The following is a 24,477-nucleotide window of genomic DNA, read 5'->3' on the forward strand; positions in this document are numbered from 1 at the left end:
CCAGTCTATCCTGAGCGTCTCAACCGTCTTTCCAGTCCGTCAGCACCGTCTCCAGCGCCCCAGCACCGCCTCAGAAGCGCCGGTGAAGGGGGTTCTAAGGTTTACCCCGGAAAGCCGCAAGCAGAAAATCTGGAAAAATCGGAAAAAACTCTGATTGAAAAATTTTCAACATATTTACAGTTACTTACCGAAGATTCCCTTCCCAAAACGAACACCCCAGGCCACCGTTTCGACGTGCATCCCAGGTTTTGCACAGGCTTACCCACAGACTCAGGCGGAATCGACCTGTCGGAATCGGTTGAGCGGGTTCGACAGCGGCAGACGCAGGGCCAGAAGGCCCAGAATCACGCTCAGATAGATCAGTGGCTCGATCTGGAACCCTTTCGCCAGCATCACGTAATGCAGCCCGCCCAAAATCGCAGCTGGATAGACCAGACGTTGTAGAACGCGCCAGCGTGGACCCAAACGGCGCACCGACAGATTATTTGAAGTCACAGCCAGGGGCAGCAGCAGAAGAAATCCGGCCATGCCCACCGTGATATAGGGACGTTTGAGGATGTCGGCCCAGATCTGGCTCGGCAGTTGCACATCCAAAACCAACCATACCAACAGATGCAGACTAACATAGACGAAGGTCAGCACCCCCAAAGCGCGACGGAACTTCGTCAGGTTCAGTCCCGAAAACCGCCGCAACGGGGACACCGCAAGCACGACAATCAACAGCTGTAACGCCAACTCGCCATAGCGATGTTCCAGCGCCTCAATCGGATCAATACCCAGCCCTCCGGTCAAACCCTGATAGAACAGCCACGGTGCCGGGATCAGGCCCAGCAGGTAGACAGCCCAAACAGGCACTCGGCGGAGTATCTGGTTCAAGGTCTGCATGCGCCTAATAGTATTCCGACAGATCCATGCCTTCGTAAAGACCGGCGACTTCGGCCTCGTAGCCGTTGAACATCAGTGTCGGAATACGTTTCGAGAACAGCCCGCCCCCGATGGTACGTTCCGACGCCTGAGACCAGCGCGGGTGATCCACATTCGGGTTCACATTACTATAGAAGCCATATTCGCGCGGATTGGCCATGTTCCAGCTTGTCGGAGGCTCAACGTCCGTCAGGGTAATCCGAACAATCGACTTGATCGACTTGAAGCCATATTTCCACGGCACGACGAGTCGAAGAGGTGCGCCGTTTTGGTTCGGAATTGGACGATCATAGATGCCTGTCGCCATGATCGTAAGCGGGTGCATCGCCTCATCCAACCGCAATCCTTCGCGATAGGGCCAATCGAGCACCGGGTATTGCACGCCGGGCATCTCATCAGGACGGTATGCGGTTTCGAAGGCAACAAACTTGGCTCCTTCCTGCACTCCGGCCATGTTCAGCAGATCGGCCAGCTCAAACCCGTTCCAGGGCACCACCATTGACCAGGCCTCGACGCAGCGAAAACGATAGATGCGTTCTTCGACCGTCATCTCAGACATGATGTCCTTGAAATCATATTCGCCGGGACGGTCGACCAATCCATCGATCTGCACGCTCCAGGGTTCCGTTACCAGCGTGTGGGCGTATTTCGCAGGATCATCCTTGCGCGTACCGAACTCATAATAGTTGTTGTAAGACGTGATCTCTTCCCAGGTGTTGGGCACCAGATCCTCGGCCGCCTCTTCGGCCGCACCTTTCTGCGCCATCCCTGCCAAGCCGACACCTGCAAGCCCGGCCATCACCTGCCGCCGGTTCATAAACGCCGCCCGCGGGGTAACGTCTGCACGTGTCAAATTATTGGTCCAGCGATGCGCCATCTGCGTCTCCGTGATCGTTCTGTATTAGAGTCCAATTAGTGCGCTCATAGCACAGGACCAAGGCAACATGCGTCACGATTGGGAGAAGAGGCTGTAATGTATTCGCCACTCGGGAAACTCATATTGAGAGATAGCGGTAAAGATTCGCGCGTTTTCGAGCGTTTTTGCCAACAAGACCTAGCGTCAAGGTTGATATTCCCGCTAGCCAATGCCCAATCCGGAAGCGTAAGTTTTCTCAGGGCGCGAAGGGACAGAGTAGGCTGCCGTATATGGCTGGCATCGCAGTTGGCGCCAAGGGAAACGACGAGAATACGATCGGAAAGGACGAGACATGAAAACGAAAATGCTTGCGGGCTTGTCGCTGGTGCTGTTCATCGCTGCCTGCGCTGAGAATGAAACATATCCCATCAGCGGCTGCGATTCGAATGAAACATTCCCCGTAACCTGCGAGGAAATCGGCGACGACACTGGCCTGGACGAAAGCAACGCTCAGGATCTGAACGCTCTTCCTTCGGGCACCTGATCACGCATGATCTAAAATCCGAACACGTCGATGTTCGCACAATAACCCGCCATTCATCGGCGGGTTATTCGTTTTCAGCCCACCAGTTTCTCCCAAAATATCCTTTCAATTCAATAATATGAATTTTAAATTTAACAGATTAAGCCTTTACAGGCCATTTCCCAGCCTTGCACTCTGATTGCCGGGTACGCTGAAAATTCGAATGATCAGCCCCCGGATCGAACGCTGGACAGGGAGAAGACGAATATGTGCGACATCTGTGTAATGAATGCGGTTAAGGACCGAATGCTTTCACGGCGCAGTTTCTTCAAGGCCGCCGCTGCGTCGGGTGTGGCCGTTGCCGCCGGAGGGGTCACCGCACCCGCCGCTATGGCCTCAGGGCATGGCAAGGTCGAGGATATGACCCACACGATCAGCCCGGATTTCCCGACCTATTTCGGAGAGCCGGGCTATTCCGCCGAACAAATCTACAACTTCGGCGAACACGGCTTCAATCTTCAGCGGATCACAGTGAACGAACATACCGGCACCCATGTCGATGCGCCACTGCATTTCTCGGCGGATGGGGCGTCGGTGGATGAAATTCCGGTCTCTGACCTGATCGCCCCACTATGTGTGGTCGATATTGCCGCCCGCGCGGCTGAGGACGCAGATACGCTGCTGACACCCGATGACCTAAAGGCATGGATGGCCAGTCACGGCGATATTCCGGACGGGGCCTGTGTGGCCCTGTATTCTGGCTGGGCCGCCAAGGTCGACAGCGACGCCTATCGCGGGTTTGACGGGCAGGCACAGCACTATCCCGGTTTCCACGTCGAGGCGGCACAGATGTTGATCGAGGAAACTGGTGCACGCTCAATCGCCTCGGACACGCTGTCACTGGACCACGGCCCCTCGGCAACCTTTGATACGCACTATGCGTGGTTATCCACCGGTCGTTTCGGGATCGAAAATATCGCCGGGCTGGACCGCATTCCGGCCTCTGGCGCAACGCTCGTCGTCGGCGCGCCGACACATGCGGGCGGAACCGGCGGACCCGCGCGCATTTTTGCGATGGTTTGACAAGTTCTATCAAACGATAGCCAGTGGAAAGAGCTCTACGAAACAGAAAAACCCGCCGTGAAGGCGGGTTCTTCCTTTTGCCTCAGTGCACGACCGCGTCATTTGGCCTTGGGCGGTCCGAGGTGCCCAGACGGTCGCCGATGATCAGGCCATCCGAACCTGCCGAGACTGGGACGGTTTCACCATCCTTGATTTCACCGGCCAGCAACGCCTCGGCCAGCGGGTTCTGAAGCGCGCGTTGGATCACGCGTTTCAGCGGACGCGCGCCAAAGACCGGGTCATAGCCTTCATCGGCCAACCATTGCTTGGCACCATCATCCAGCGCCAGCTCGATCTTGCGGGCGGCCAGTCGTTTCTGCAGACGTGCCATCTGGATATCGACGATGCCATCCATGTCGGCCCGCTTGAGCCGGTCAAAGATGATGGTCTCATCCAGACGGTTGAGGAATTCGGGCCGGAAATGGGCTCGGACCGCATCCATCACATCCCGCCGCGCCTGCGCACTGTCGGCTCCTTCGGGCAACTGGCTTAGCGCCTGCGACCCAAGGTTCGACGTCAGGATGATCAGCGTCTGTTTGAAATCCACGGTGCGGCCCTGACCATCGGTCAGCACACCATCATCGAGAACCTGCAACAGCACGTTGAACACATCCGGGTGCGCCTTTTCGACCTCGTCAAACAGCACGACCTGATAGGGCCTGCGCCGCACGGCCTCGGTCAGCACGCCACCTTCGTCATACCCTACATAGCCCGGAGGGGCACCGATCAGACGGGCGACCGCATGCTTCTCCATGAACTCGGACATGTCGATGCGCACCATCGCGTTGTCGTCGTCGAACAGAAAGTTCGCCACGGCCTTGGTCAGCTCGGTCTTACCCACACCGGTCGGGCCGAGGAACAGGAACGAACCCAAGGGGCGGTTCTCGTCATTCAGGCCAGCCCGCGCACGGCGCACGGCGTTGGCGACGGCGGTGACGGCGGCATCCTGACCGATCACGCGGGAATGCAGGTCGTCTTCCATCCGCAGCAGTTTCTCGCGCTCGCCTTCCAGCATCTTGGCTGTCGGGATACCGGTCCAACGCTCGACCACAGACGCGATTTGGGCTGGCCGCACAGTTTCCTCGGCCATCATCGCATTGCTTTCGGCGTTCTCTGCGTCGGTCAGCTTTTTCTCAAGCTCGGGGATGACGCCATAGGACAGCTCACCGGCCTTGGCCAGATTGCCTTCGCGCTTGGCGATCTCAAGATCGGCACGAGCCTTTTCAAGCAGTTCTTTCAGATCACGTGCGCCTGCGAGTTTATCGCGTTCTGCCTGCCATTGGGCAGTCATCTCGGCAGATTTCTCCTGCAGATCGGCCAGGTCCTTTTGCAAGGTTTCCAAACGGTCCTTGGAGGCCGCGTCATCTTCGCGCTTCAGGGCCTCTTCCTCGATTTGCATTTGCAGGATCTGACGGTCCAGTTGATCTAGTTCCTCGGGCTTCGAATCGACCTCCATCCGCAGACGCGACGCGGCTTCATCGACAAGGTCGATCGCTTTGTCGGGCAGGAACCGGTCGGTGATATAGCGATGCGACAGCGTCGCCGCCGACACCAACGCCGAGTCTGAGATGCGCACGCCGTGGTGAAGCTCGTACTTTTCCTTGATGCCGCGCAGGATGCTGATCGTATCCTCGACCGTCGGCTCGGTGACCATCACAGGCTGGAACCGGCGCGCAAGGGCCGCATCTTTTTCGACGTATTTACGGTACTCATCCAGCGTGGTCGCGCCGATACAATGCAACTCTCCCCGGGCAAGCGCTGGTTTGATCAGGTTCGCCGCATCCATCGCGCCGTCGGATTTACCAGCGCCGACCAGCGTGTGCATCTCATCAATGAACAAGATGATCTCACCCGCCGCTTCGGTCACTTCGGTCAGCACGGCCTTGAGGCGTTCTTCGAACTCACCACGGTACTTCGCACCGGCAATCAGCGCTCCCATGTCGAGCGCAAGCAGCTTCTTGTCCTTCAGCGATTCTGGCACGTCACCGTTAATGATGCGCAGGGCCATGCCCTCGGCGATCGCGGTTTTACCCACGCCGGGCTCACCGATCAGAACCGGGTTGTTCTTGGTTCGACGCGACAGAACCTGCATCGAGCGGCGGATTTCCTCATCCCGCCCAATGATCGGATCGATCTTGCCTTCGGCCGCAGCCTTGGTCAGATCGCGCGCATATTTCTTGAGTGCGTCATAGCCTTCTTCCGCCGACGCGGTATCGGCTGTGCGCCCCTTGCGGATATCGTTGATCGCCTCATTCAGTTTCTGCGCGGTCACGGCACCATCTTCCAAAGCCTCCTTAGCCTTGGATTTCACCATGCACAGCGCCATCAGAATGCGCTCGACCGGGACAAAACTGTCGCCTGTCTTGGTTGCAATCTTTTCGGCCTCGGCAAGAACCTTGGCGGTCTGGCCGTCCAGATAGACCTGACCTGTGTCGCCTTTGACCTTTGGAATGCGCGCCATCGAGGCGTCCAGCGCATTCACCACACGGCTGGGCGCACCACCGGCCCGCGTAATCAGGTTGCTGGCCAGCCCCTGATCGTCATCCATCAATGCTTTCAGCAAATGTTCGGGCGTCAGACGCTGATGCTCTTCCCGCATCGCAATGGTCTGCGCCGCTTGCACGAATCCCCGTGCCCGCTCGGTGAACTTGTTCAAGTCCATTTTATTCTCCTTTTCCAAGCGCCCTGTTTTGATGCGCCCGCCTGGCGGCACGCGTCGGTTTTGGGCCTCACATTCAATCTGGGAAATATCTGCCCCGGTTCAAGAGGCGGAGGCGTATATTCGACCCCTATCTGCGCGGCACGGAATAGACCGCATAGCCCCCCGTTTCCGCCACCTGCCGCGCGCCGTACATGTCGACCAGAGACTGAGCTGCACTGCCGCCTTCGGGGCAAGACACAAGGTCCGCCGCATCATCCAGAAAGTCGACGGTAAAGGCCGTTTCACCCGTGATCTGACAATCGTCATCGGTCGAACGATACCCTCGCACCAGACGCAGGTTTTCGTTGGTGGGCGTTCTGACCACTGTATCGGCAGCCTCGGTTTCCAGCGGCATGTCCTGACATCCTGCCAGCACCAGAGCAAACGCGGTGGGCGCAAGTTGTTTCATTTGCAAATCCGTTCCTTCAATGTGCGAATAGTATAGCACAGCCTGAATGCGCTGCCGTGATCTGAATCACCTACCCATCCCACATGGACACAGACCCCCAAACCCGCTAGGACGCAGACGTTTGCCAAAAAACGGAGCACCCCCATGTCCGACGACCGCCTGATCGTAGCCCTAGATGTCCCGAACGCCCTGCAAGGTCTGGCCATGGCCGAGCGGTTGGGAGACAGCGTTTCCTTCTATAAGATCGGGCTCGGCATGCTAACGGGCGGCGGGTTGGCGTTGGCCAATGAGCTGAAACAGGATCACGGCAAGCGCATCTTTTTGGACATGAAGCTGTTCGACATCGGCAACACGGTCGAAAACGCGGTGCGTGGGTTGGCGCAGTTCGATCTGGATTTCCTCACAGTTCATGGCGATCCCCACGTGGTGCGCGCCGCGAAAGAGGGCGCCTCGGGCAAGGATCTGAAAATCCTGGCTGTAACCATCCTGACGTCGCTGAATCGCGGCGATCTGGACGCCAGTTTGTTGAAGGCGGGCGATGTGCAGGAGCTGGTGGTGGAACGCGCAGCCAAGGCGCTTGAGGCCGGGGCAGATGGCGTCATCGCCAGCCCGCAAGAGGCTGCGCTGATCCGCGCCCTGCCTCAGGCCGAAGGTCGATTGATCGTCACCCCCGGCGTTCGTCCGGCAGGGGCTGCGCTTGGCGATCAGAAACGCGTTGCCACCCCAGCCAGTGCTATTGCAGATGGCGCAGACCACATCGTTGTGGGCCGCCCGATCTATCAGGCAGAGGACCCGAAAGCCGCCGCCCAAGCGGTTCTTGCCGAGTTAAATTCCTTGACACGGCAATAAACGCGGACGTCAGAAACCGAGAAAAACATCGGTTTCTGGCGGCCAAGCAGTTGACCTTACGTCACTTTTAATGAAAACCGCGCCAAATCGTCCCTGTGCCCGAAAACACACATGAAAACTGCCTGTTTTCCTTGTGTGAACTCGATCCTATCGAAACCTCTGTTTTTCAGCGAATCTGGTCTTGTGATACTCCCCGCGGACCGTCTCTTCCTGAGGTCCGTCACCTCCCCCCGCAACGCGCGGGGGGTCTTCTTTTCCACCAGATCGTACCTGAAATCCGGCCTTGGACTTTTGCGTGGAGGTGGAGTTGGTATAGTTGCGCTCATGAACCGATCGCTTTGAAGGCGGGAAGACATCCATGCCCGGTCTTTGCCGAGATTGCCTGACCACAGTCACCGATGACAGGCGCTGCCCCGCGTGTGGCAGCCCCCGGATCAAATCACATCCGGAACTGTTCGACCTGACAATTGCGCATATGGATTGCGACGCCTTCTATGCCTCGGTCGAAAAACGGGACAACCCAGAACTGGCCGATAAGCCGGTCATCATTGGTGGCGGCAAGCGCGGGGTTGTGTCCACGGCGTGCTATGTGGCCCGTATTCGCGGCGTGCGCTCGGCCATGCCCATGTTCAAGGCGCTGCAACTCTGCCCCGATGCGGTGGTGATCAAACCACGCATGTCCGTCTACGCCGAGGTTTCGCGCGAGATCCGCAAGATGATGGATGAACTAACCCCGGTTGTTGAACCCCTGTCGCTGGACGAGGCCTTCATGGACCTCTCTGGCACCGAACGCCTGCACGGAGCGCCACCGGCGGTGATGCTGGCGCGTTTGGTCAAGCGCATGAAAGACGAGCTGGGCGTGACCGGGTCAATCGGGCTTTCGCACAACAAGTTTCTGGCCAAGGTAGCCTCGGATCTGGACAAGCCACGCGGGTTTTCAGTGATTGGCCGGGCTGAGACGGCAGAGTTTCTGCATGACAAACCAGTGCGCCTGATCTGGGGTATCGGCCCCGCCGCGCAGGAATCGCTGGACCGTGCCGGTATTCGCAGTTTCTCGGACCTGTTGCGCTGGGATCAGGAGGCGTTGACGGCCAGATTTGGCGCGATGGGCTATCGGCTGTGGCATCTGGCCCGCGGTCAGGACAAACGCCGCGTTTCGGCCCATGAACCGATGAAATCCATCAGCAATGAGACGACCTTTTTCGAAGACACCGCCAGCCTCGACATTCTGGACGGACATCTTTGGCGCATGTCGGAAAAGGTCGCCGACAGGGCCAAGGCCAAAGGGCTAGCCGGGCGGGTCGTGACCCTTAAACTGAAACGAGCCAACCACAAGATCATCACGCGACGGGTATCCCTGCGGGACCCAACCCAGATTGCTGATCGTATATATCGCACGGCGCGCGCGCTGTTCGATCAGGTTGGGGAACAGGGGCCATACCGGTTGCTGGGCTGTGGTCTGTCGGATTTGTGCCCGGAACATCAGGCCGATATCTCGGGCGATCTGCTGGATCCTGGTGCCGCCCAAAGATCACAGGCCGAGCGTGCCACGGACGAAATTCGCCGCCGCTTCGGGACCGACGCTATCGTGAAAGGACGGGCGCTGCGCTGATCCTATTCGGCCGCCAGACGCAGGGGCTCTTCGCCGATCTGGACGACATCGCGGATGACCTGCCGCAACAGTGTGCGGAACTCGGCGAAATTGCCGTTAGGTTCGATCCGGTCCTCATCCATATATAGCGCGCGGTCGATCTCGATCTGAACCGCATGTTGGTTGCGCGCGGGGCGTCCATAGGTTTGGGTCACATAGGCCCCCGCAAACGGAGCGTTGCGCACGACCGTCAGGCCGGCGGCGACAAAGGCCGCTTCGATCCGGTCAACCACCTCGGTTGAGGCTGACGCACCAAACCGGTCGCCGAGCACAACTTGCGGCCGTTTGGCTTTTGGGCCACTGGCCATGGCAACCGCCTCGTGCGGCATCGAGTGGCAATCAATCAAAACCGCCTGCCCGAACTTGGCATGCGATTCGGCCAAAAGTGATTTCAGGCGGGCGTGATAGGGACGCCAGCACGTGTCGATCCGCAGCCGCGCCTCGTCCATCGTCAGCTTGCCACGGTAAATCGCGCGCCCATTTGCCACTACGCGGGGAATCACGCCCAGGCCCGAGGCAACACGCGGATTGTGCCCTTGCCGCCGCGCACCTTGGATCAGCGCAGGATCCAGTTCCTCTGAACTGCGGTTGAGGTCCAGATACGCCCTTGGTTTCGTGGCCGATATCAGCGGTGCCCCGAAATCTGCAACAGGCGAGAACAGCTGATCGACAAATGCATCTTCCGAGGACCGAATCGCATTTCGGTTCAAAACCGTGCGTTTCAGCAAGCCTTCGGGATAGTTCCGCCCGCTATGCGGAGACGAAAACACCACACAAGACGTGCGCTTGGCGGGCATATCCAGTACATAGGCGGCGTTCTGCATGGTGACTCCTTGTTCGGACTGAACATAGACTGGAAAATAGTTCAACCAAACCCCTTGAACCCCTTTGCGACTCCTTTTATAGACCCCGCTACCGGCGCGGGGATCCGCGCCCCATTTCGTTATGGGGCAGGGCACGCAAAGGGAAAGTGGGCGGTTAGCTCAGCGGTAGAGCACTTCGTTGACATCGAAGGGGTCACAAGTTCGATCCTTGTACCGCCCACCATGATTTCACTGTTCCGGTTTTCCGGGACACCCGCTAACCCAGGCGCTGGCCACGTCCTTGATGAAGGCGCCGCAGATTGGAGACAGACCCATGAAGGTCAAGAACTCGCTCCGCTCGCTCAAGAACCGGCACCGCGATTGTCGGGTTGTGCGTCGCAAAGGCCGCGTCTACGTGATCAACAAGACGCAGCGCAAGTTCAAAGCTCGCCAGGGCTAAGAACGGCACGAACCGATTTGAAAAAACCGCGCCTTTGGGTGCGGTTTTTTTGTTGGCGCGTGAAAACTCGGAAATTGGTAATTTTGCTCAATTCCCGTCCGCGCGTGCTGAAACACCAAACGCCGCGACACCGCATCTCTGCGACCCCTTTGATACAGCTTTATTTTTCGCGGGTTCTCTCACAACCCGCGGGCCGCTCTATTGATGTATTGGGGTGTTTTTGTTTCAGATGCTCACATTCCCTCGACGCGATGTGAATTGGCAGCGCCCACTTAGTCTGCGCAGCATCTTGCAGTCGTTGAACGAGATAGGAAATTCGCCATGACAATCAAACGCCGCCAATTCGTGAAACTGGGGCTGGCTTCGGCTACCGCAGTCGCACTGGGAACGCCGTCTGCATTCGCCGGGGATAAGGAACGCACCGGCAGCCTCTCCGGTCGCAGCGGCTATAAGGTGAAGGGAACAGTTTCCGTATCCGGCGACACCGTCACCCTCAAGAGCGACTATGTGTTCGACCCCAACAAGAACCCGCCGGATATCAAGATCGGCTTCGGCAATGGTGAGAAATACGCAAAGGGTTCGAAGATCCACGACAAACTGACCGTGAAAAAGGGCGAAGCATCGTTCAAGATCCCGGCTGGAATCGACGTTTCGAAATACAACGAACTTTACATCTACTGCGAAAAGTTCACTGTGATTCTGGCAGTTGCACCGCTCAGCTAAGCCACGTACACGCTTTTTTTCGAGATCCGCCTGCACATGTGGGCGGATTTCTTTTTGCCCAAGTCACCGAGGGTAGACGTGTATAGTCAGGATTCCTTCTTTGATTTATCGACAAGGGGACAGGTGGGGCTTGCGTTGCTCAGCCTCATTCTGTTTGTCCTGATGGTGTATCTGACCCGGCGTGGTTTGTATCGATTTCCTTTTTGGGCAAGGATGTCCGGGGCTCTGATCCTCTTTTGGTTGTTCGTATGGGTTTCGCCGCAAATCTACTACATGTATTACCGCATGATCATTCCGGACTTGCCCCTTCAATGGGTCATCTGGCCACTACGAGACCCGGTTAAACCGCTGCAGATGCTGCTCTTCTCGTATCAGAGCAACCTCAGCGCGCATGGCCAGGGAATCCTCGGTTGGGCAATCATTCTGGCAGCTACCCTTCCGCGCTCGCGATCCATCTAAAGGGTTGTGGAAATAGAAACCGGCCCCCGCCCGAAACACTACACTCAATAATCAGAATCAGGCCGCACTTTGCCAGCGACCATTTGACCAACTAATTTTGTCGGAATTCCTTGCATCCCAGTCAGAATCGTTTAATTGACCAAATCAGTCGGGTTATCACCCGCCACGACATTTAAAGTTGGGACATATGATGCTGAAATCCTCTACCTGTATCGCCGTCGCGCTGACGGCCCTGATTGCCACCTCTGCTGCTGCCGAGGGAGAGCTGAACCTTTATTCTTCGCGCCACTACGACACGGACGAACGCCTCTATTCCGATTTCGAAGAGGCCACAGGCATCACCATCAACCGCATCGAAGGCAAGGCCGACGAATTGATTGCACGTATGGAAGCAGAAGGCGCGAACTCTCCCGCCGATATCCTGCTGACCGTTGACACTTCGCGTCTAGCGCGCGCCAAGAATGCAGGCATCCTGCAAGCCATCGACAGCGCGGTTCTGGAAGATCGCATCCCGGCGAACCTGCAAGACGAAGACAATCAGTGGTACGGTTTCTCGCAGCGCGCGCGGATCATTTTCTTTGATAAGGCCGACGTGGCAACCCCGCCCGCCAGCTATCTGGATCTGGCCAAACCCGAATACAAAGGTCTGATCTGCATCCGGTCGTCCAGCAACACCTATAACCAGACTCTGCTGGCCTCGATCATCACCAACCACGGTGCCGAGGCCGCCAAAACTTGGGCCGAAGGCGTTGTCGCCAACATGGCGCGTGACCCGCAGGGCGGAGACACTGACCAGCTGCGCGGGATCGTTTCGGGCGAGTGCGAAATTGCCGTTTCGAACTCGTACTACTTTGCTCGCGCGCTGCGTAAGGACGTGAAGGGCCTGAGCGCAGATATCGACATGATCGGCATTCAGTTCCCCGCACAAGACGCGGAAGGTGCTCATATGAATCTGTCGGGCGCAGGTGTTGCTGCCCATGCCCCAAACAAAGAGAACGCGGTGAAATTCCTGGAATACCTCGCCAGTGAACAGGCGCAGGTCTATTTCTCGAACGGCAATGATGAATTCCCCGCCGTCGAAGGCGTGGCGCTGGCTGACAACGTCGCTTCGCTGGGCGAGTTCAAAGCGGACGAAGTGAACCTGTCCGAGGTCGCCAAGAACATCCCGGAGGCACAGAAGATCTTCAACGAAGTCGGCTGGAAATAATCCTTCAATCCGGCGAGTGAGGGAAGAGCGCGGTTTTCCGCGCTCTTTTCTATTTACATAGCCGCATTTTAAACCGAATATCTCATAATCGGAAATGATTCTCATAATTGAAACATGCTGGATGACCTGTCAAACCGACTAGCCAACCGTCTGAACGAACTGCGCCGCACGCGGGGCTGGTCACTGGATCAGTTGGCAGATCACAGCGGTATCAGCCGCGCCACCCTGTCCCGGATGGAGAAAGGGGACGTCAGCCCGACGGCCGAAACGCTTGGTCGGTTATGCGCTGCTTACAGCTTGCCGATGTCCCGACTGTTGATGATGGTCGAAGACAGTTTTGCCCCGCGTGTACCTTTTGAAAGGCAACCGGAATGGCACGACCCCGAGACCGGATTTACCCGCCGTTCGGTCTCACCCCCCGCCAACGGGTTGAGCGGTGAGGTCCTTGAGGGCCACCTGCCACCCGCAACGGTGATCAGCTATGACGCACCGCCGAAACCAGGGCAGGAGCACCACCTGATCATGTTGGACGGCGCCTTGACCCTGACCGTCGATGACGTCGCACACGACCTGACGGGCGGGGACTGCCTGCGCTATCACTTGTCCGGCCCCACCCGGTTTGCAACGCCAAACACGCGCGGTGCACGATACCTACTGGTGCTGATATGATCGCCCGACTGACAGAACCGGAACTTGAAAGCGCGCTGGGCGACCTGACGGACATTCTGCACGCCTGTGTGCAGGACGGGGCCAGCGTCGGCTTTGTCTTACCCTTCCCCCCCGAACAGGCCCGAGCCTATTGGCACGACCACGCCTGGCCCGGCGTCGCGGTAAATACGCTGGACTTGTTCGTCGCGCGGCAGGACGGGCGCATCCTGGGAACGGTACAAATGGCCCCTGCTTTGATGCCAAACCAGCCTCATCGCGCAGACGTGGCCAAATTGCTTGTACATCCCGATGCCCGTCGGCGTGGGCTGGGTCGGGCGTTGATGATCGCGCTGGAGCAGCGTGCCGCGCAGATCGGGCGGACGATGCTGGTTCTGGATACGCGCAGCTCAGATCCCTCGCGCGTGTTGTATCAAAGCCTGGGCTTTCAGATCGCGGGCGAAATTCCGAACTATTGCCGCAACCCGTTCGAGGATCGGCTGGAGCCCACGACCTACATGTTCAAGGATCTGTCCTAAGCGTTGGTCTTGCGGACATTCGCCGCAAAGCAGTAGCCGATCCCGTGCACGGTCTTGATATAGGTCGGCGCAGCGGGATCGGGTTCGATCTTTTTGCGCAGACGCATGACGTGGACGTCGATGGTCCGGTCGCCGACAACGGTTTCACGTCCGCGCGCCTTGTCCAGCAACTGGTCGCGGGAAAACACCATATGCGGGTTCGAAACAAAAGCGTGCAGCACGTCGAACTCGGTCGTGGTCAGGTCCGCCGCAGCGCCGTCGTCGCCTGCGGTCAGCGTCCGTTCGTTCACGTTCAGCACCCAATCCCCGAACGTGATCAAGGGCGCATCCGCGCCATTGGCGGGTTTTTCGTCGGGCTTTGCCCGGCGCAGAACGGTGCGGATACGGGCCAGAACCTCGCGTGCCTCGAAGGGTTTGGTGATATAGTCGTCGGCCCCGAATTCCAGCCCGACCACGCGGTCGAAAATCTCATCCCGGCCCGAGAGGACAATGATGGGGATGTTGGAATTCACCCGCAACTCGCGCGTGATGTCAAAACCGTTGCGTCCGGGCAGGCCGATATCCAGCAGGATCAGATCGACGCTGGACTTGGTCAGAACCGCATCCATCGCATCGCCATCCGCAGCGCACGTGACCTGACATCCCTGCTTCTCAAGGTAGCGTTGCAGGAAAGACCTGATCTGCGGGTCGTCGTCGACCACAAGGATATGTTCTTGAACCATATTTCCAGTCCGGTGCGGGCGAGTTGAGCTTGCGCGCCAATGTTTTAGTCACAGCGTTCCGCCACATGCAAGCCAGCAAGGGCGGAACGCTGGCGTATGGCGATGGGAACTAGAACCTCAGGAAGGTAAGTCCATGACCTTCCGACAATTCCTCTGTCTCAGCAGGGATCACGGCCAGACCGTCTGCCTGCGCCAACAGCGCCACCCGGCCGCTGTAGGACGGCGCCATCAGCCGCAGGCGTGGCGTGCCGTCGGGCGTCCGGCCCTCAATGGTGACAGGGCGGTATTCCTGACGTCCGGCACGCCGGCGCAGCGGTTCGGCCAGAACGGCCTGCTGGGGTGTTTGCGAGGCATGGTGCAGTCCGGCACGGCGGGCCATCATTTGCGATCCGATGATCTGCCATGTCACATAAGCCGAAACCGGATTACCCGGCAGACCCACATAAAGCGCGTTCCCGCGCCGCCCGAACATGATCGGTTTCCCCGGCTTCATCGCCACTTTCATCACATCGACCTGACCGCCGATTTCCCCGAACACACGGGGCATGTGATCTTCGTCACCGACCGAGACGCCACCCGTGGTGATGATCAGATCGGCACTGTCGCAGGCCTCGCGCAGCACTTGTTCAAGCTTGGCAGGATTGTCCTCGACCGGGCCCTTGTCAGTCAATGCGATCCAAGGTTTGTCCAACAGCGCCCGCAGCATATAGCGGTTCGAATTGTAAATCTGCCCCGGTCCCAACGTCTCGCCGGGTTGTTTCAATTCGCTACCGGTGGAAAAGATTGCGACTTTCAGCTTGCGATAAACCGTAACCTCTCCGTATCCGGCCGAGGCCAGCGCGGCGACCTCGCGCGCGGTGATCTCACAGCCGCGGCGAAGGATAGGCGCGTCCGCTTTCAGGTCTTCACCCGCGCGGCGGATATGCTGGCCCGGCTTGGGTCGGCGGGAAAAGCGGATACCGTAGATCAGAGCGTCGCAATCTTCCTGCATCACCACGGCGTCGAAATCCGGCGGAACCGGCGCACCAGTGAATATCCGCAGGGCGCTGCCCGCAGGCGCGTCGTGCGCGCCGCTGTCTCCTGCCGCGATTCGCCCAGCAAGCGGCAGCTCGAACAACGGGCCGTTGCCCAGATCACATGTCCGCACTGCGTAGCCATCCATGGCCGAATTGTCGAAGGCGGGCATATCCACCTTGCTGGTACAATCTTGCGCCAGAACGCGCCCAATGGCGTCGATCAGCGGCAGGGTTTCGGTATCCGTCAGTGGATCGGCCACCGACAGACCACGCCGCAGCGCATCCTCAACAGTCAGGTACATATGGGCGTGGCGGTCGCAGGCGCATCCATCAGCCATTATGAGCCTCCATTTCAGCAAAGAGTTCTTCGAAACCTGCCCGCTCGGCCTCGCCCAGCTCGGACAGATGGGCCTTGGCCTCCTCAAGGTTCGCGTCGGGGTCGCCGACCACCAGCAGCATGACCATTCCGTGACGGCCATGCACGCGGCAGCGGATGCCGTAGACGCCTTCTTTGTCGAAGGTCAGGTCCAATTCGGGTTTTCCCCGGATCTCGAACGCGCGGGCACCCACAGGGATCATGCGAAGGATTGACGTGACCGTGTGACGCCCTGTCGATCCTTTGAACCGCACCGTCGCGCCCGCTTGGACATGCAGCAGCTTGGGTTCAAACCTAAACGCATGGGCCGGGGTATCGGCATTCGGGTCGATGATCTGGTGGACCACAGCGATTTCGGGGATATCCTCGGCCCAAGCAGGCGCAACAGCCAGTGCGCCTGCCAATATCGCTGCACCTAGTTTCAGCGATGATGTCATCTGTCCCTCCGGGCCTTTCAGGCCGCCTGTGAGGGTTCTCCCAGCAGGTCAGCCAGCGCGCTGATCATCACCGGCCATTGCGCGCGGCGGTCTTCGTCGCGCAGCTCGGCCAGCAGTTCGCGGCCAATGGATACGATCGCAGGGGTGCTGTCCTTGACATAGGTCACAATCCGCTGCTCGGGGTTGGCCAACAGGAAGGGCACGATGGCCGCCCCCGCCTGATCGGGCGCGGTTTCCGACAAGAGCCGCATGGCCGCCTGCCGCACGGGGGCCGAGATATCATCCAGCAGGCTGCGCGCCACGTCTGGGGTGCCATCCCATCGGGTCAGGATATGCATCGCGTCGATGCGGAAAGCAGTATCGCCGGTTTTCACCATCGCACGCAGTTTGCCGCGCAAGCTATCCTGCGGTGGCAGATCAGCCTGTTGCAGCAGCTTCAGCGCCTGCTGGGACAGGGCGGAATCTGTGTGCGACAACCCCTTGGTGATCAAATCGACCAGCTGGTCTTGATCCAATTCCGCACCATGGCGAGCGACGGCCACGCCCAGCGCGGCAAACGCCTGCTGCGCGATCTCGGTTTCCGGGTCTTGGGCGATCTGGGCCAGCATGACCTGCATCCCTTTGACCTCGCCCAGCAGGCAGATGGCGGACATGCGGGTTTCGCGCTGCAACGCAACCGCATCGTCGTCCAGCGCCACGCGGCGGCGTTTGGGGTGGCGGGTCGCCTTGGCCAGCAGCGCCTGTTCGCGGGGGGTGAGGGGTTGGACCTCATCCTCTTGCGCTTCCTGAGTCATCTCGGCGGCAATCGCGTCATGCCCCAGAATCGCTCCAAGGCTTGAGGTCGGGCCGTTCTCACCGCCTTCGGAGACGTCCAGACCGGCCTCTTCCAGCGCGGCGATGTCGGTTTGCGGGGTCTCTGCGGGTTCCTCGTCTGCGGCCACAGGCATCGGGGCCAGCGCAAAGGACAGCAGCAACTCGCGCCCTTGCTGCTGGTTCACATGTGGACGATCGGCATCCGTGACGATCATCGCCAGCGATGCCACCGCCTTGAGCCGCACCGCCCGGAACGGAGACCGGCACGCACGTTGCAGCCATTCCGCCGCCTCACGCAGAGGCGAGGTCGCCAGCGCATCGACGATAGCCCATTGCAGGCGCTCAGCCTTGAGGTCATCGGCATCGACCGAGAAAAGCGAATTGAGCCGGTCGGCCACCAATTCCGGGGCCAGCGCCGCCAGCAGGCCCAGCGCCTGCGCGGACACTTCGGGCTGTTGACCGGTGGCGAGGAAATCCAGCACCTGCCAGCGCAGATCGTCCTGGTCGGCAATCGGCGTTGTGCGATCCAGCCGCTCAATCAGCGCCAGTTGCACCTTGGCACCGGGGTCGCGCATCATGCGGTCCAGCAGCTCGGGTTCCGAAAACCCAGCTTGGTTCAGCGCGGCAATACGGATGTCCTCTACCGCGTCCGGCAGCGCCTGTTCGACCAGAGCAGCATCGGTTGGCATCAGCGCCTCATAAGCGATCAGACGCACGGCCCCGTCCTTGTCGTTGGTGGCTTTGCGTAGGATCGCTTCGGCTTCGGCCCCGCCGATGGTGGCCAGAGTGCGCAGGGCACGGTGGCGCAGGCGGCGGTTCGAGGATTGGGTGAACACGCCCAGCGTCGGCACGGAAGCCTCACCAATCCGGCCCAGCGCCTCGCAGGCCACATCGCCCAGTTCCTGCCCGTCTTCGTCCATCAGGGCCATGACGATTGGTTCGATCGCCGCCACATCGCCCATCCGGCCCAACGCTTTGATCGAGGCGATCTGGGTGTCCAGCCAATCGTCCCATTCGTCCTGGTGCAGCTCGTCCTCGTCCCATGTGATCTCCTCGCCGCGCCCGGCGACAAGGGTGCGTAGGTAAGGCGCGGCGTCTACGGATTTCAACTCGGCCAGAGCGGTGACGCAGGCCAGTTTGACCTCGCCACAGGGATCGTGGATCAGGTTTTCCAGCAGTTGCGGTGCTGCGTCCTGAACGCCCAGCGCGCCCAGTGCCTGGGCTGCGTCCTGGCGGACGTCTTCGTCATCGTCCAAAAGCGCCTCGACCAAGGCCGGGCTGTTGGCGGCGCCAATGGCACTCAGGGCCTGAATTGCGCGCAGGCGGATCACGTCATAGTCGGATTTTGCGTAGTCCGAGAACAGGCTGGTGGCCTCATCTCGCAGGGCGGTATCGGAATGCATGTTCATATCGGGTCTGCCATGTTTTGCGTTGGGAAAGGTTGGGTGAAAGGGGAAGGCAGGTGTCCCAACCGATACCTGCCTTCCAGGTGGTCCCTTCTGCAGTGGGACCAGACCCGAGGGGCGGCATGGCGACCGCCCCCCGGAAACACGTCAGGCGATATCGCGCGGTGCGAAGGACATCGTACGGAACGAGGTCTTGTAGGGGCTCGGCCCCAGTTTGCGCAGCTTGGCAACGCCCATCTTGTAGTTGTAGTTGCCGCTGATCCAGTCAACGATCCGGCCCTCAAGCGCGTTCGCGGGCTGCTGCATGTGCAGGAAGTCCATGTAGACCACGCTTTTCTTGATGGCGGGCGTGACCATGGCCACGGCGGTGATCGCCGCCTTGGTCAATTCGATATGCCCGTTCTCCATCAGTTTCGAGAACTGGAAGTCGTCGCCTTCCACTCCCAGCAGCGTGGTCTTGTTGCCCGGAACGCGTTCCGAGTAGACCATCACATAGTCGCCGCTTTCGATGCCGCGCTCGGCCGCATCGTCGGGGTGAATCTCAACCCAGTTTTCCGGCCAGCGCTGCACGATATACGGGCGGCGGCGGTCGTCGAAACCGGACTGCCAGCGTTCGTTGATCCGACCGGATGTGGCCCACAGCTCGCCTTCTTCCTTGTTGGGTTTCAGCCATTCCCAATAGTCCGAGAACAGGTTCCACGGCGATTTCTGGATGTTGCACTTGCCGGTCTGGCTGTTGAAATGCGTCAGCTTCTTGTTGAACACATCCGCACCAGCCGCACCGGTTTCGGGCAGTTCGCGGGTTGTGTCGTGCAGACGTTTGGTTTCAATCAGCGTGACGCCATCGGCATCCAGCATGACCGGGCATTGCACACCGTCGGTGCCGAATTCACGGACCTTCTGGTGCAGACCTTTGCCCTCTTTCTTGGCCAGACGGTAGACCGCGTGGAAGTCCTTGCGCGACCCGCGGGTAAAGCGCACGGCCTCTTCGGCAACCTCGTTCGAGTTTTGCCAGTCGAACCCGTCAAAGCCCATCCGCTGTGCCAGCTGCGCGATGATCCACCAGTCTGGCTTGGCCGCACCGGGGGCATCATAGAACTTCTGGTACAGACGCAGACGACGTTCGCCATTGGCGCGCAAAAAGTCCTCTTCACCCCAGGTCGCTGCGGGGAACACGATGTCGGCATAGCGGTTGCCGATCGGGTCCTGCAGATAGATGTCCTGGTTGATGACCACCATACCGCCGCTGTCGGCGCGGGCCTTCAGCGTGTCAATCATCTCTTGCTTGTCGAAGCTGGCGATCTGGTGCGGGTTGCGGACTGTCAGTTCCTCGAACTTGTCGGCCAACTGCTGGCTGCCGCACATGGACTGGATCCATGTGGTGCCGATCACATGGGCCATACGAGTATGACCTGCGATCAGATACCGGTCGGTATCCATGGCGCGGCGACGACGACCGGGCAGTTTCTCGGGCGATTTGTTGCGCGGGTATTTCCCACCCTTCACGCCACCCCGCTGGTGACCACCGGCCCGGCCAATGACCTGACCCGGACGACCGCCGCAGCCACAGATGATGCCCAGCGCGGAAATCGCCTGTGTGTTGCCGGTGTTGTTGGACCAGTAGAACCCTTTCTCGATCATGACCGAGGTTTTGGGCCGTGTGCCATCCGCCTTGGGTTTGGCCAGCCATTCGGCGGCAGTATAGATTTTCTGCACGTCGATTTCGGCCATGGCGGCAGCGGTCTCGGGCGCGAACTCTTCCTGCGACAGCAGCCACTCTTTCCAGTCTTCAAAGCCTTTGGTCTGGAACTTGCCCCAGGTCGTACGCCACTGCCATGGCGTGTTGCGGGTGCCCTGACCGAAGCCGGACGAGCTTTCCCACTTGTTGTTGACCCATTTCTTGATCCAGTCGCTGTCCTCCCAGCCATTTTCCACGATGACGCGGGCAATGGCGTTGACGACCAGTAGGTCGGTGCCGGGCAGAACGTCGATGTGCAGGCCGCCCATCTTGACCGCATGGGCCACACCGGCCGAGCTGCGCGGGATCAGATAGATCTCTTTCTGACCGTTCTGCATCCCCTTCATCATCCACTGGGTATAGAGGATGGTCTTGGTCTCATACGGGTCAGTACCGCAAACCAGAAGGGTTTCCGCATCGCGCCAGTCCTCGTAGGACGGGCCGAAGTTGTCAAACCCCGCATCCCGAAAACCGGGGGTCGAGGTCACGTCGGACGGCGTGTCGTGGAAGGTGAAGTTCGCGGTGTTGATATGGCGCAGCGCGTATTTCGAGATCGCATAGGTGTTCTCGATATACTGATAGCTGAAGGTTTTCACGCCATAGGCATTGGTGCCGTGCTTGGCGATGACGTGGTTGCCCACCTCGGCCGCCACATCCAGCGCCAGATCCCACGGAACCGGCATCAGCGTGCCATAGATCCGCATCAGCGGTGTCTTCAGGCGGTCACGAGTCGGTGTCTGCGGGTTATAGCATTTCTGCGCAATACACCCGCCCCGCAAGGAACTGTCGCCGTCGGTGTTGACGTATTGCGTGTCCTTGTCAGGGATGATCACCACGTGGTGCGGCTGACCTTTGTGCAGAACGATATTGTGCTGGTTCGGCGCGACCCATGCACCCAAGGGTGCAACAGGGAAATCCTCGCCAAAGGCGTTTTCGTCCGCTGTAGGCCCACCCGGCTTGGCCGTCACAGGCCAGCGGTAGACTTTGTAGCCACAGGCCACGATGCAGTAGTCGCAGGCGGTCGAGATGACCTCGGCGCCTTTGGGCGGCAGTGGGACGTTGGTTTCGGGTACGTAATACGGGGTTGCCATGTGAGTATCCCCTTCCCTTATGCAATCAGGTTGTCGTAGCGGCCGTAGATCAGGCCGAACATGCCGACGGCGTAGATGTCATCACCGTCCAGTTCCAAAAGGACCTGCGGCAGCGACTGATAGGCTTGCCCCGAAACGAGGATGCCGTGCCGTGTCACGTCATAGGTGGACAGGTGCAGCGGGCACGGGCCCAGCACCTTATGTTCGGGTTTGTAGCTGTCATACATCGACCCGCCCTGGTGGGTGCAGGTGAGGTTGAAGGCCACAACGTCCTTTTGCGGACCGATGCCGCCGCCGCTTTCCACGCCGGTCTTGACCAGAATCGAGTCCGAATAGTCGCCCTCGTCGGGGTAATAGAACTCGACCGGGACATCCTGTTCCAGCTCGGACAGTTTGCCGATCAACTTGCGCGGATAGGTGGATACCAATGCGGGCACCTGTTCTGCCTGACCGTGGCGAGTGGGCATGGCCACCATCACGGCAAAGGTTGTTGCGCCCGAGGCGAACAGGAACTGGCGGCGGTTCACGGTGCAGGCCTTCTTGGCCTCACCCGAACAGCTGCATCCGGTTGCGTTATGATCTTTCATGACGCTTACTCCTCTGCTGCCGCGGGAAGCGGCTGGTAATCCGGCAGATCGGGTTCTTCGACCAGAATCTCGTCACCGGACAGGGATTTCAGGAAGGCGACCAGATCCGCTTTCTCCTGATCGTTCAGGCCAAGCGGCTGGATCAGATCGGATTTGGTTGCTGCGAATTCATTCTCGCCGCCGCCCTGGTTGTAGAACTCGACTACGTCCTCAAGCGTCTCCAACATGCCGTTATGCATGTAGGGTTCGGTGTAGAGGGTGTAGCGCAGGCTCGGTGTGCGGAACTTGCCCAGATCGGCCTTTTCCTTGGTGCGGAAATAGAAGCCGGGGTCGTCCTTGGTGTGGCGATAGAAATCCTCGGTCGAGCCTTTGGAGTAAAGCTCATACCGGAAGGTCACTTGCGCCAGACCGTCATCTTCCCAGCCGCTATAAGGTGGAACGCCGGTGTTGTAGTATTTCTCATCCGACAGCAGCGCGCCGTTGTGGCATTCGGAACATTGCGCCTTGCCGGTGAACAGCTCCAGCCCGCGTTTCTGTTCGTCACTCAGCGCCGCATCATCCCCGCGCAGATAGTTGTCGAAGGGTGTGTCGGTCTGAACGATGGTGCGTTCAAACGCAGCGATTGCGCGCCATGCGTTGCTGATACGCGGCCACTGATCGCCGAAGACGTCATTAAAGCGTTCAACGTACTCGGGCACAAAAGCCAGACGGGCCTCCATCATGTCGGCCTCGCCGTTGCCGGCGACTGCACCGCCTGCAGCGGATTTGGCCTGGCTTTCAAGGCTCTTACTTGATCCCGCCCAGAACAGCTTGCCGTAGTAAGCCGAGTTCACGATGGTCTGGCTGTTGCGCCAGTGAGTCGTGCCGGGATAACCGAACGAGATCGGCGCTTCGACGTCCCAGCCCACATCCGGCAGGTGACAGGCCGAACATGGCGTTGTCTCGTTCCCGCCCAGCCGCGGATCGAAGAACAGCATCTTGCCCAGTTCGATCTTGGCCTCGGTCTGCGGGTTGTCCAGCGGGATGGGCGGCTCGCCAAGCGCCACCAGCGGCGCATCGGGGTCGGGGTCTGCGCCGCCGATACCGGCCTCAATCGCCATACTGTCCGCAGCAAACGCTTGCGAACCGATAGCGGCAAACAAAGCAGCGGTGGCGATTGTGCCTGAAAGGTAAGACTTAAGGTCTTTCATGGGTCCACTCCTCAGTTTGTCGTTTCGCGCCAGTTTTCGATCGGCGCATAATCCGTATCGATTTCCTCGGCGACGAATTCGGGCCCGGTCAGCGGTTCGCCGGAAAGTGCCTTCAGGAAGGCCACCAGCTGCGCTTGTCCGGTCTCGGAAAGATTCAACGGCTTGATGCGCGGATCCTTGTTTTCATCGTCACCGCCACCGGCGTTGTAGAAGGCCACCACATCTTCGAGCGTTTCCATCGTGCCGTTGTGCATATACGGCGCGGTATAGGTCAGCTCGCGCAGCGTGGGGGTCATGAAGGTGCCGAACGTGTCAGCGGTGTGTGTGCGGATATATGCTCCGGGGTCAGCACGCAGGTTCATGTAGTTCTCGACGCCGAGAAACTTCATCATGGTCACAAAGGTGATGTGCCGTGTCGGGTCCGCCCAGATGTCAGGGTTGTCGCCGAAGCCGATATTGTGCGGCAGATCGTCAGTGAATCGCTCGCCCGAGTGGCACGAGCTACAGCCGCTGGCGTTGAACAGCTCATACCCCGCTTTGGCCTCGTCCGACATCTCGCCGGTGTCGAAGGGCGCACCGCGCGAGATCAGCGTTTTCAGATATTCCGGGATCGCGTTACGCACGCCACCGTTCGAAGGCTCACCAAATCCGGCGGCTTCGAACATCTCGACATAGACCGGGTCCTGCTTGATGCGTTCCTGCATAAGACGCATGTCCATGTTCATGGAATAGGTCTCGGTGATGCTTTCGCGGGTCACGTCATTCAGGTTGGTGCCTATCCGCCCGTCATGGAACCATGCCTCGCGCTTGGCGCTGTTGATCAGCGTTGGCACGTTGCGGAAATGCAGGTTGCCCGTATAGGCATCCGACAGGGCCTGCCCGTCGGTAAAACCGTTTTCCGGCTGGTGGCAACTGGAACAGGACAGCGCAGCGTCGCCGGACAGGCGCGGATCAAAGAAAAGTCGTTTGCCAAGGGCCGCCTTGGCTGGATCGAACTCTATGGCTTCTACCGGGCCCGGCTGGTCCGCCAGGGCCTGGTGAACCGGGAACGCAGCACTCATCGTCAGCAGCGAAACTGTCGATAGCGCCGAGAACCATGTTCTGGCTTTGGTCATCATCTAAAAGCCCCTTTTTCGCTATTCCGATCACTCGGTTTGGCCGAGGACCGGTACGGCGAACCTTAGGGGGCAGTTGTGTCGTGCTGATTTGGACGCGATGAAAAGACGTGAA

23 protein-coding genes and 1 tRNA gene are annotated in these 24,477 nt (G+C 59.3%); 11 read left to right on the top strand and 13 right to left on the bottom strand.

Features of this window, described 5'->3' with window-relative positions; translation table 11 throughout:
• Positions 1 to 270: 270 nt before the first annotated feature.
• Both msrQ and msrP read right to left on the bottom strand, forming a co-directional pair.
• Complete coding sequence (gene msrQ / locus ACR0CA_RS16040; protein ID WP_480900197.1) at positions 271 to 885, bottom strand: protein-methionine-sulfoxide reductase heme-binding subunit MsrQ; 615 nt, start codon at positions 883 to 885, stop codon at positions 271 to 273.
• Positions 886 to 889: 4 nt separating this feature from the next.
• A complete protein-coding gene (gene msrP, locus ACR0CA_RS16045; protein WP_170787491.1) occupies positions 890 to 1,801 on the bottom strand; it encodes a protein-methionine-sulfoxide reductase catalytic subunit MsrP in 912 nt (303 codons plus the stop codon).
• 331 nt (positions 1,802 to 2,132) lie between these two features.
• Here msrP and ACR0CA_RS16050 point away from each other — a divergent pair, with 331 nt between their 5' ends.
• Positions 2,133 to 2,324 (top strand): hypothetical protein, encoded by a 192-nt coding sequence (locus tag ACR0CA_RS16050; RefSeq protein WP_170775519.1) that lies wholly within the window; start codon positions 2,133 to 2,135, stop codon positions 2,322 to 2,324.
• Between the two features lie 246 nt (positions 2,325 to 2,570).
• The gene (locus tag ACR0CA_RS16055; RefSeq protein WP_170787489.1) at positions 2,571 to 3,386 is read left to right on the top strand and encodes a cyclase family protein; all 816 of its coding nucleotides are present in this window, start codon (positions 2,571 to 2,573) and stop codon (positions 3,384 to 3,386) included.
• 82 nt (positions 3,387 to 3,468) lie between these two features.
• Here ACR0CA_RS16055 and clpB read toward each other — a convergent pair whose 3' ends face one another.
• Together clpB and ACR0CA_RS16065 are read right to left on the bottom strand one after the other, a co-directional pair.
• Positions 3,469 to 6,087, bottom strand: coding sequence for an ATP-dependent chaperone ClpB (clpB, locus tag ACR0CA_RS16060; protein WP_480900200.1), 2,619 nt, complete (start codon positions 6,085 to 6,087; stop codon positions 3,469 to 3,471).
• A gap of 127 nt (positions 6,088 to 6,214) precedes the next feature.
• On the bottom strand, positions 6,215 to 6,535 hold the full coding sequence (locus tag ACR0CA_RS16065; protein WP_170790496.1) for a hypothetical protein: 321 nt from the start codon (positions 6,533 to 6,535) through the stop codon (positions 6,215 to 6,217).
• Between the two features lie 144 nt (positions 6,536 to 6,679).
• Between ACR0CA_RS16065 and pyrF the strand changes: the two genes are divergently transcribed.
• Both pyrF and ACR0CA_RS16075 read left to right on the top strand, forming a co-directional pair.
• Positions 6,680 to 7,384, top strand: a complete 705-nt coding sequence (gene pyrF, locus ACR0CA_RS16070) for an orotidine-5'-phosphate decarboxylase (protein ID WP_480900202.1) — start codon at positions 6,680 to 6,682, stop codon at positions 7,382 to 7,384.
• A 358-nt stretch (positions 7,385 to 7,742) separates the two neighbouring features.
• The gene (locus ACR0CA_RS16075; RefSeq protein ID WP_480900204.1) at positions 7,743 to 8,996 is read left to right on the top strand and encodes a DNA polymerase IV; all 1,254 of its coding nucleotides are present in this window, start codon (positions 7,743 to 7,745) and stop codon (positions 8,994 to 8,996) included.
• 2 nt (positions 8,997 to 8,998) lie between these two features.
• Here the strand turns inward: ACR0CA_RS16075 and ACR0CA_RS16080 are convergent, their stop codons facing one another.
• Positions 8,999 to 9,859, bottom strand: a complete 861-nt coding sequence (locus tag ACR0CA_RS16080; RefSeq protein WP_480900206.1) for an N-formylglutamate amidohydrolase — start codon at positions 9,857 to 9,859, stop codon at positions 8,999 to 9,001.
• Between the two features lie 148 nt (positions 9,860 to 10,007).
• On the opposite strand from ACR0CA_RS16080, the gene ACR0CA_RS16085 reads away from it, so the two are divergent.
• The 7 genes from ACR0CA_RS16085 to ACR0CA_RS16115 all read left to right on the top strand — a co-directional run bounded on the left by ACR0CA_RS16085 (position 10,008) and on the right by ACR0CA_RS16115 (position 13,871).
• Positions 10,008 to 10,082 (top strand) — tRNA-Val (locus ACR0CA_RS16085).
• A 90-nt stretch (positions 10,083 to 10,172) separates the two neighbouring features.
• Complete coding sequence (gene ykgO, locus ACR0CA_RS16090; protein WP_005648635.1) at positions 10,173 to 10,298, top strand: type B 50S ribosomal protein L36; 126 nt, start codon at positions 10,173 to 10,175, stop codon at positions 10,296 to 10,298.
• A gap of 321 nt (positions 10,299 to 10,619) precedes the next feature.
• On the top strand, positions 10,620 to 11,021 hold the full coding sequence (locus ACR0CA_RS16095) for a DM13 domain-containing protein (protein ID WP_170775506.1): 402 nt from the start codon (positions 10,620 to 10,622) through the stop codon (positions 11,019 to 11,021).
• 78 nt (positions 11,022 to 11,099) lie between these two features.
• Positions 11,100 to 11,480 carry a hypothetical protein gene (locus ACR0CA_RS16100; protein ID WP_480900207.1) on the top strand — a complete coding sequence of 127 codons (381 nt, stop codon included), beginning with the start codon at positions 11,100 to 11,102 and terminating at the stop codon, positions 11,478 to 11,480.
• Positions 11,481 to 11,670: 190 nt separating this feature from the next.
• Entirely contained in the window at positions 11,671 to 12,687 is a 1,017-nt protein-coding gene (locus ACR0CA_RS16105; RefSeq protein ID WP_480860829.1) for an extracellular solute-binding protein, read from the top strand.
• Positions 12,688 to 12,801: 114 nt separating this feature from the next.
• On the top strand, positions 12,802 to 13,356 hold the full coding sequence (locus ACR0CA_RS16110; protein ID WP_170790492.1) for a helix-turn-helix domain-containing protein: 555 nt from the start codon (positions 12,802 to 12,804) through the stop codon (positions 13,354 to 13,356).
• Entirely contained in the window at positions 13,353 to 13,871 is a 519-nt protein-coding gene (locus ACR0CA_RS16115; protein ID WP_480900210.1) for an N-acetyltransferase family protein, read from the top strand. Before ACR0CA_RS16110 ends, ACR0CA_RS16115 begins: the two co-directional genes overlap by 4 nt.
• Here ACR0CA_RS16115 and ACR0CA_RS16120 read toward each other — a convergent pair.
• The 8 genes from ACR0CA_RS16120 to ACR0CA_RS16155 form a co-directional block, all read right to left on the bottom strand.
• Positions 13,868 to 14,593 (bottom strand): response regulator, encoded by a 726-nt coding sequence (locus tag ACR0CA_RS16120; protein WP_480860827.1) that lies wholly within the window; start codon positions 14,591 to 14,593, stop codon positions 13,868 to 13,870. The genes ACR0CA_RS16115 and ACR0CA_RS16120 overlap by 4 nt on opposite strands.
• A 109-nt stretch (positions 14,594 to 14,702) precedes the next feature.
• The gene (locus ACR0CA_RS16125; RefSeq protein ID WP_480551813.1) at positions 14,703 to 15,947 is read right to left on the bottom strand and encodes a molybdopterin molybdotransferase MoeA; all 1,245 of its coding nucleotides are present in this window, start codon (positions 15,945 to 15,947) and stop codon (positions 14,703 to 14,705) included.
• Complete coding sequence (locus ACR0CA_RS16130; RefSeq protein ID WP_480900213.1) at positions 15,940 to 16,422, bottom strand: plastocyanin/azurin family copper-binding protein; 483 nt, start codon at positions 16,420 to 16,422, stop codon at positions 15,940 to 15,942. The genes ACR0CA_RS16125 and ACR0CA_RS16130 overlap by 8 nt, the downstream gene beginning before the upstream one ends.
• 17 nt (positions 16,423 to 16,439) lie before the next feature.
• The gene (locus ACR0CA_RS16135) at positions 16,440 to 18,638 is read right to left on the bottom strand and encodes a HEAT repeat domain-containing protein (RefSeq protein WP_480900215.1); all 2,199 of its coding nucleotides are present in this window, start codon (positions 18,636 to 18,638) and stop codon (positions 16,440 to 16,442) included.
• A 150-nt stretch (positions 18,639 to 18,788) separates the two neighbouring features.
• Positions 18,789 to 21,470: an arsenate reductase (azurin) large subunit gene (locus ACR0CA_RS16140; RefSeq protein WP_480900217.1), complete on the bottom strand. Its 2,682-nt coding sequence runs from the start codon at positions 21,468 to 21,470 to the stop codon at positions 18,789 to 18,791.
• A 17-nt stretch (positions 21,471 to 21,487) separates the two neighbouring features.
• Positions 21,488 to 22,057, bottom strand: a complete 570-nt coding sequence (locus tag ACR0CA_RS16145) for an arsenate reductase (azurin) small subunit (RefSeq protein WP_170724694.1) — start codon at positions 22,055 to 22,057, stop codon at positions 21,488 to 21,490.
• A 5-nt stretch (positions 22,058 to 22,062) separates the two neighbouring features.
• Positions 22,063 to 23,247 (bottom strand): cytochrome-c peroxidase, encoded by a 1,185-nt coding sequence (locus ACR0CA_RS16150; RefSeq protein WP_480900219.1) that lies wholly within the window; start codon positions 23,245 to 23,247, stop codon positions 22,063 to 22,065.
• Between the two features lie 11 nt (positions 23,248 to 23,258).
• Positions 23,259 to 24,362, bottom strand: a complete 1,104-nt coding sequence (locus ACR0CA_RS16155) for a cytochrome-c peroxidase (RefSeq protein WP_480900221.1) — start codon at positions 24,360 to 24,362, stop codon at positions 23,259 to 23,261.
• Positions 24,363 to 24,477: the final 115 nt, after the last annotated feature.

Source organism: Ruegeria sp. F12 (assembly GCF_056533885.1).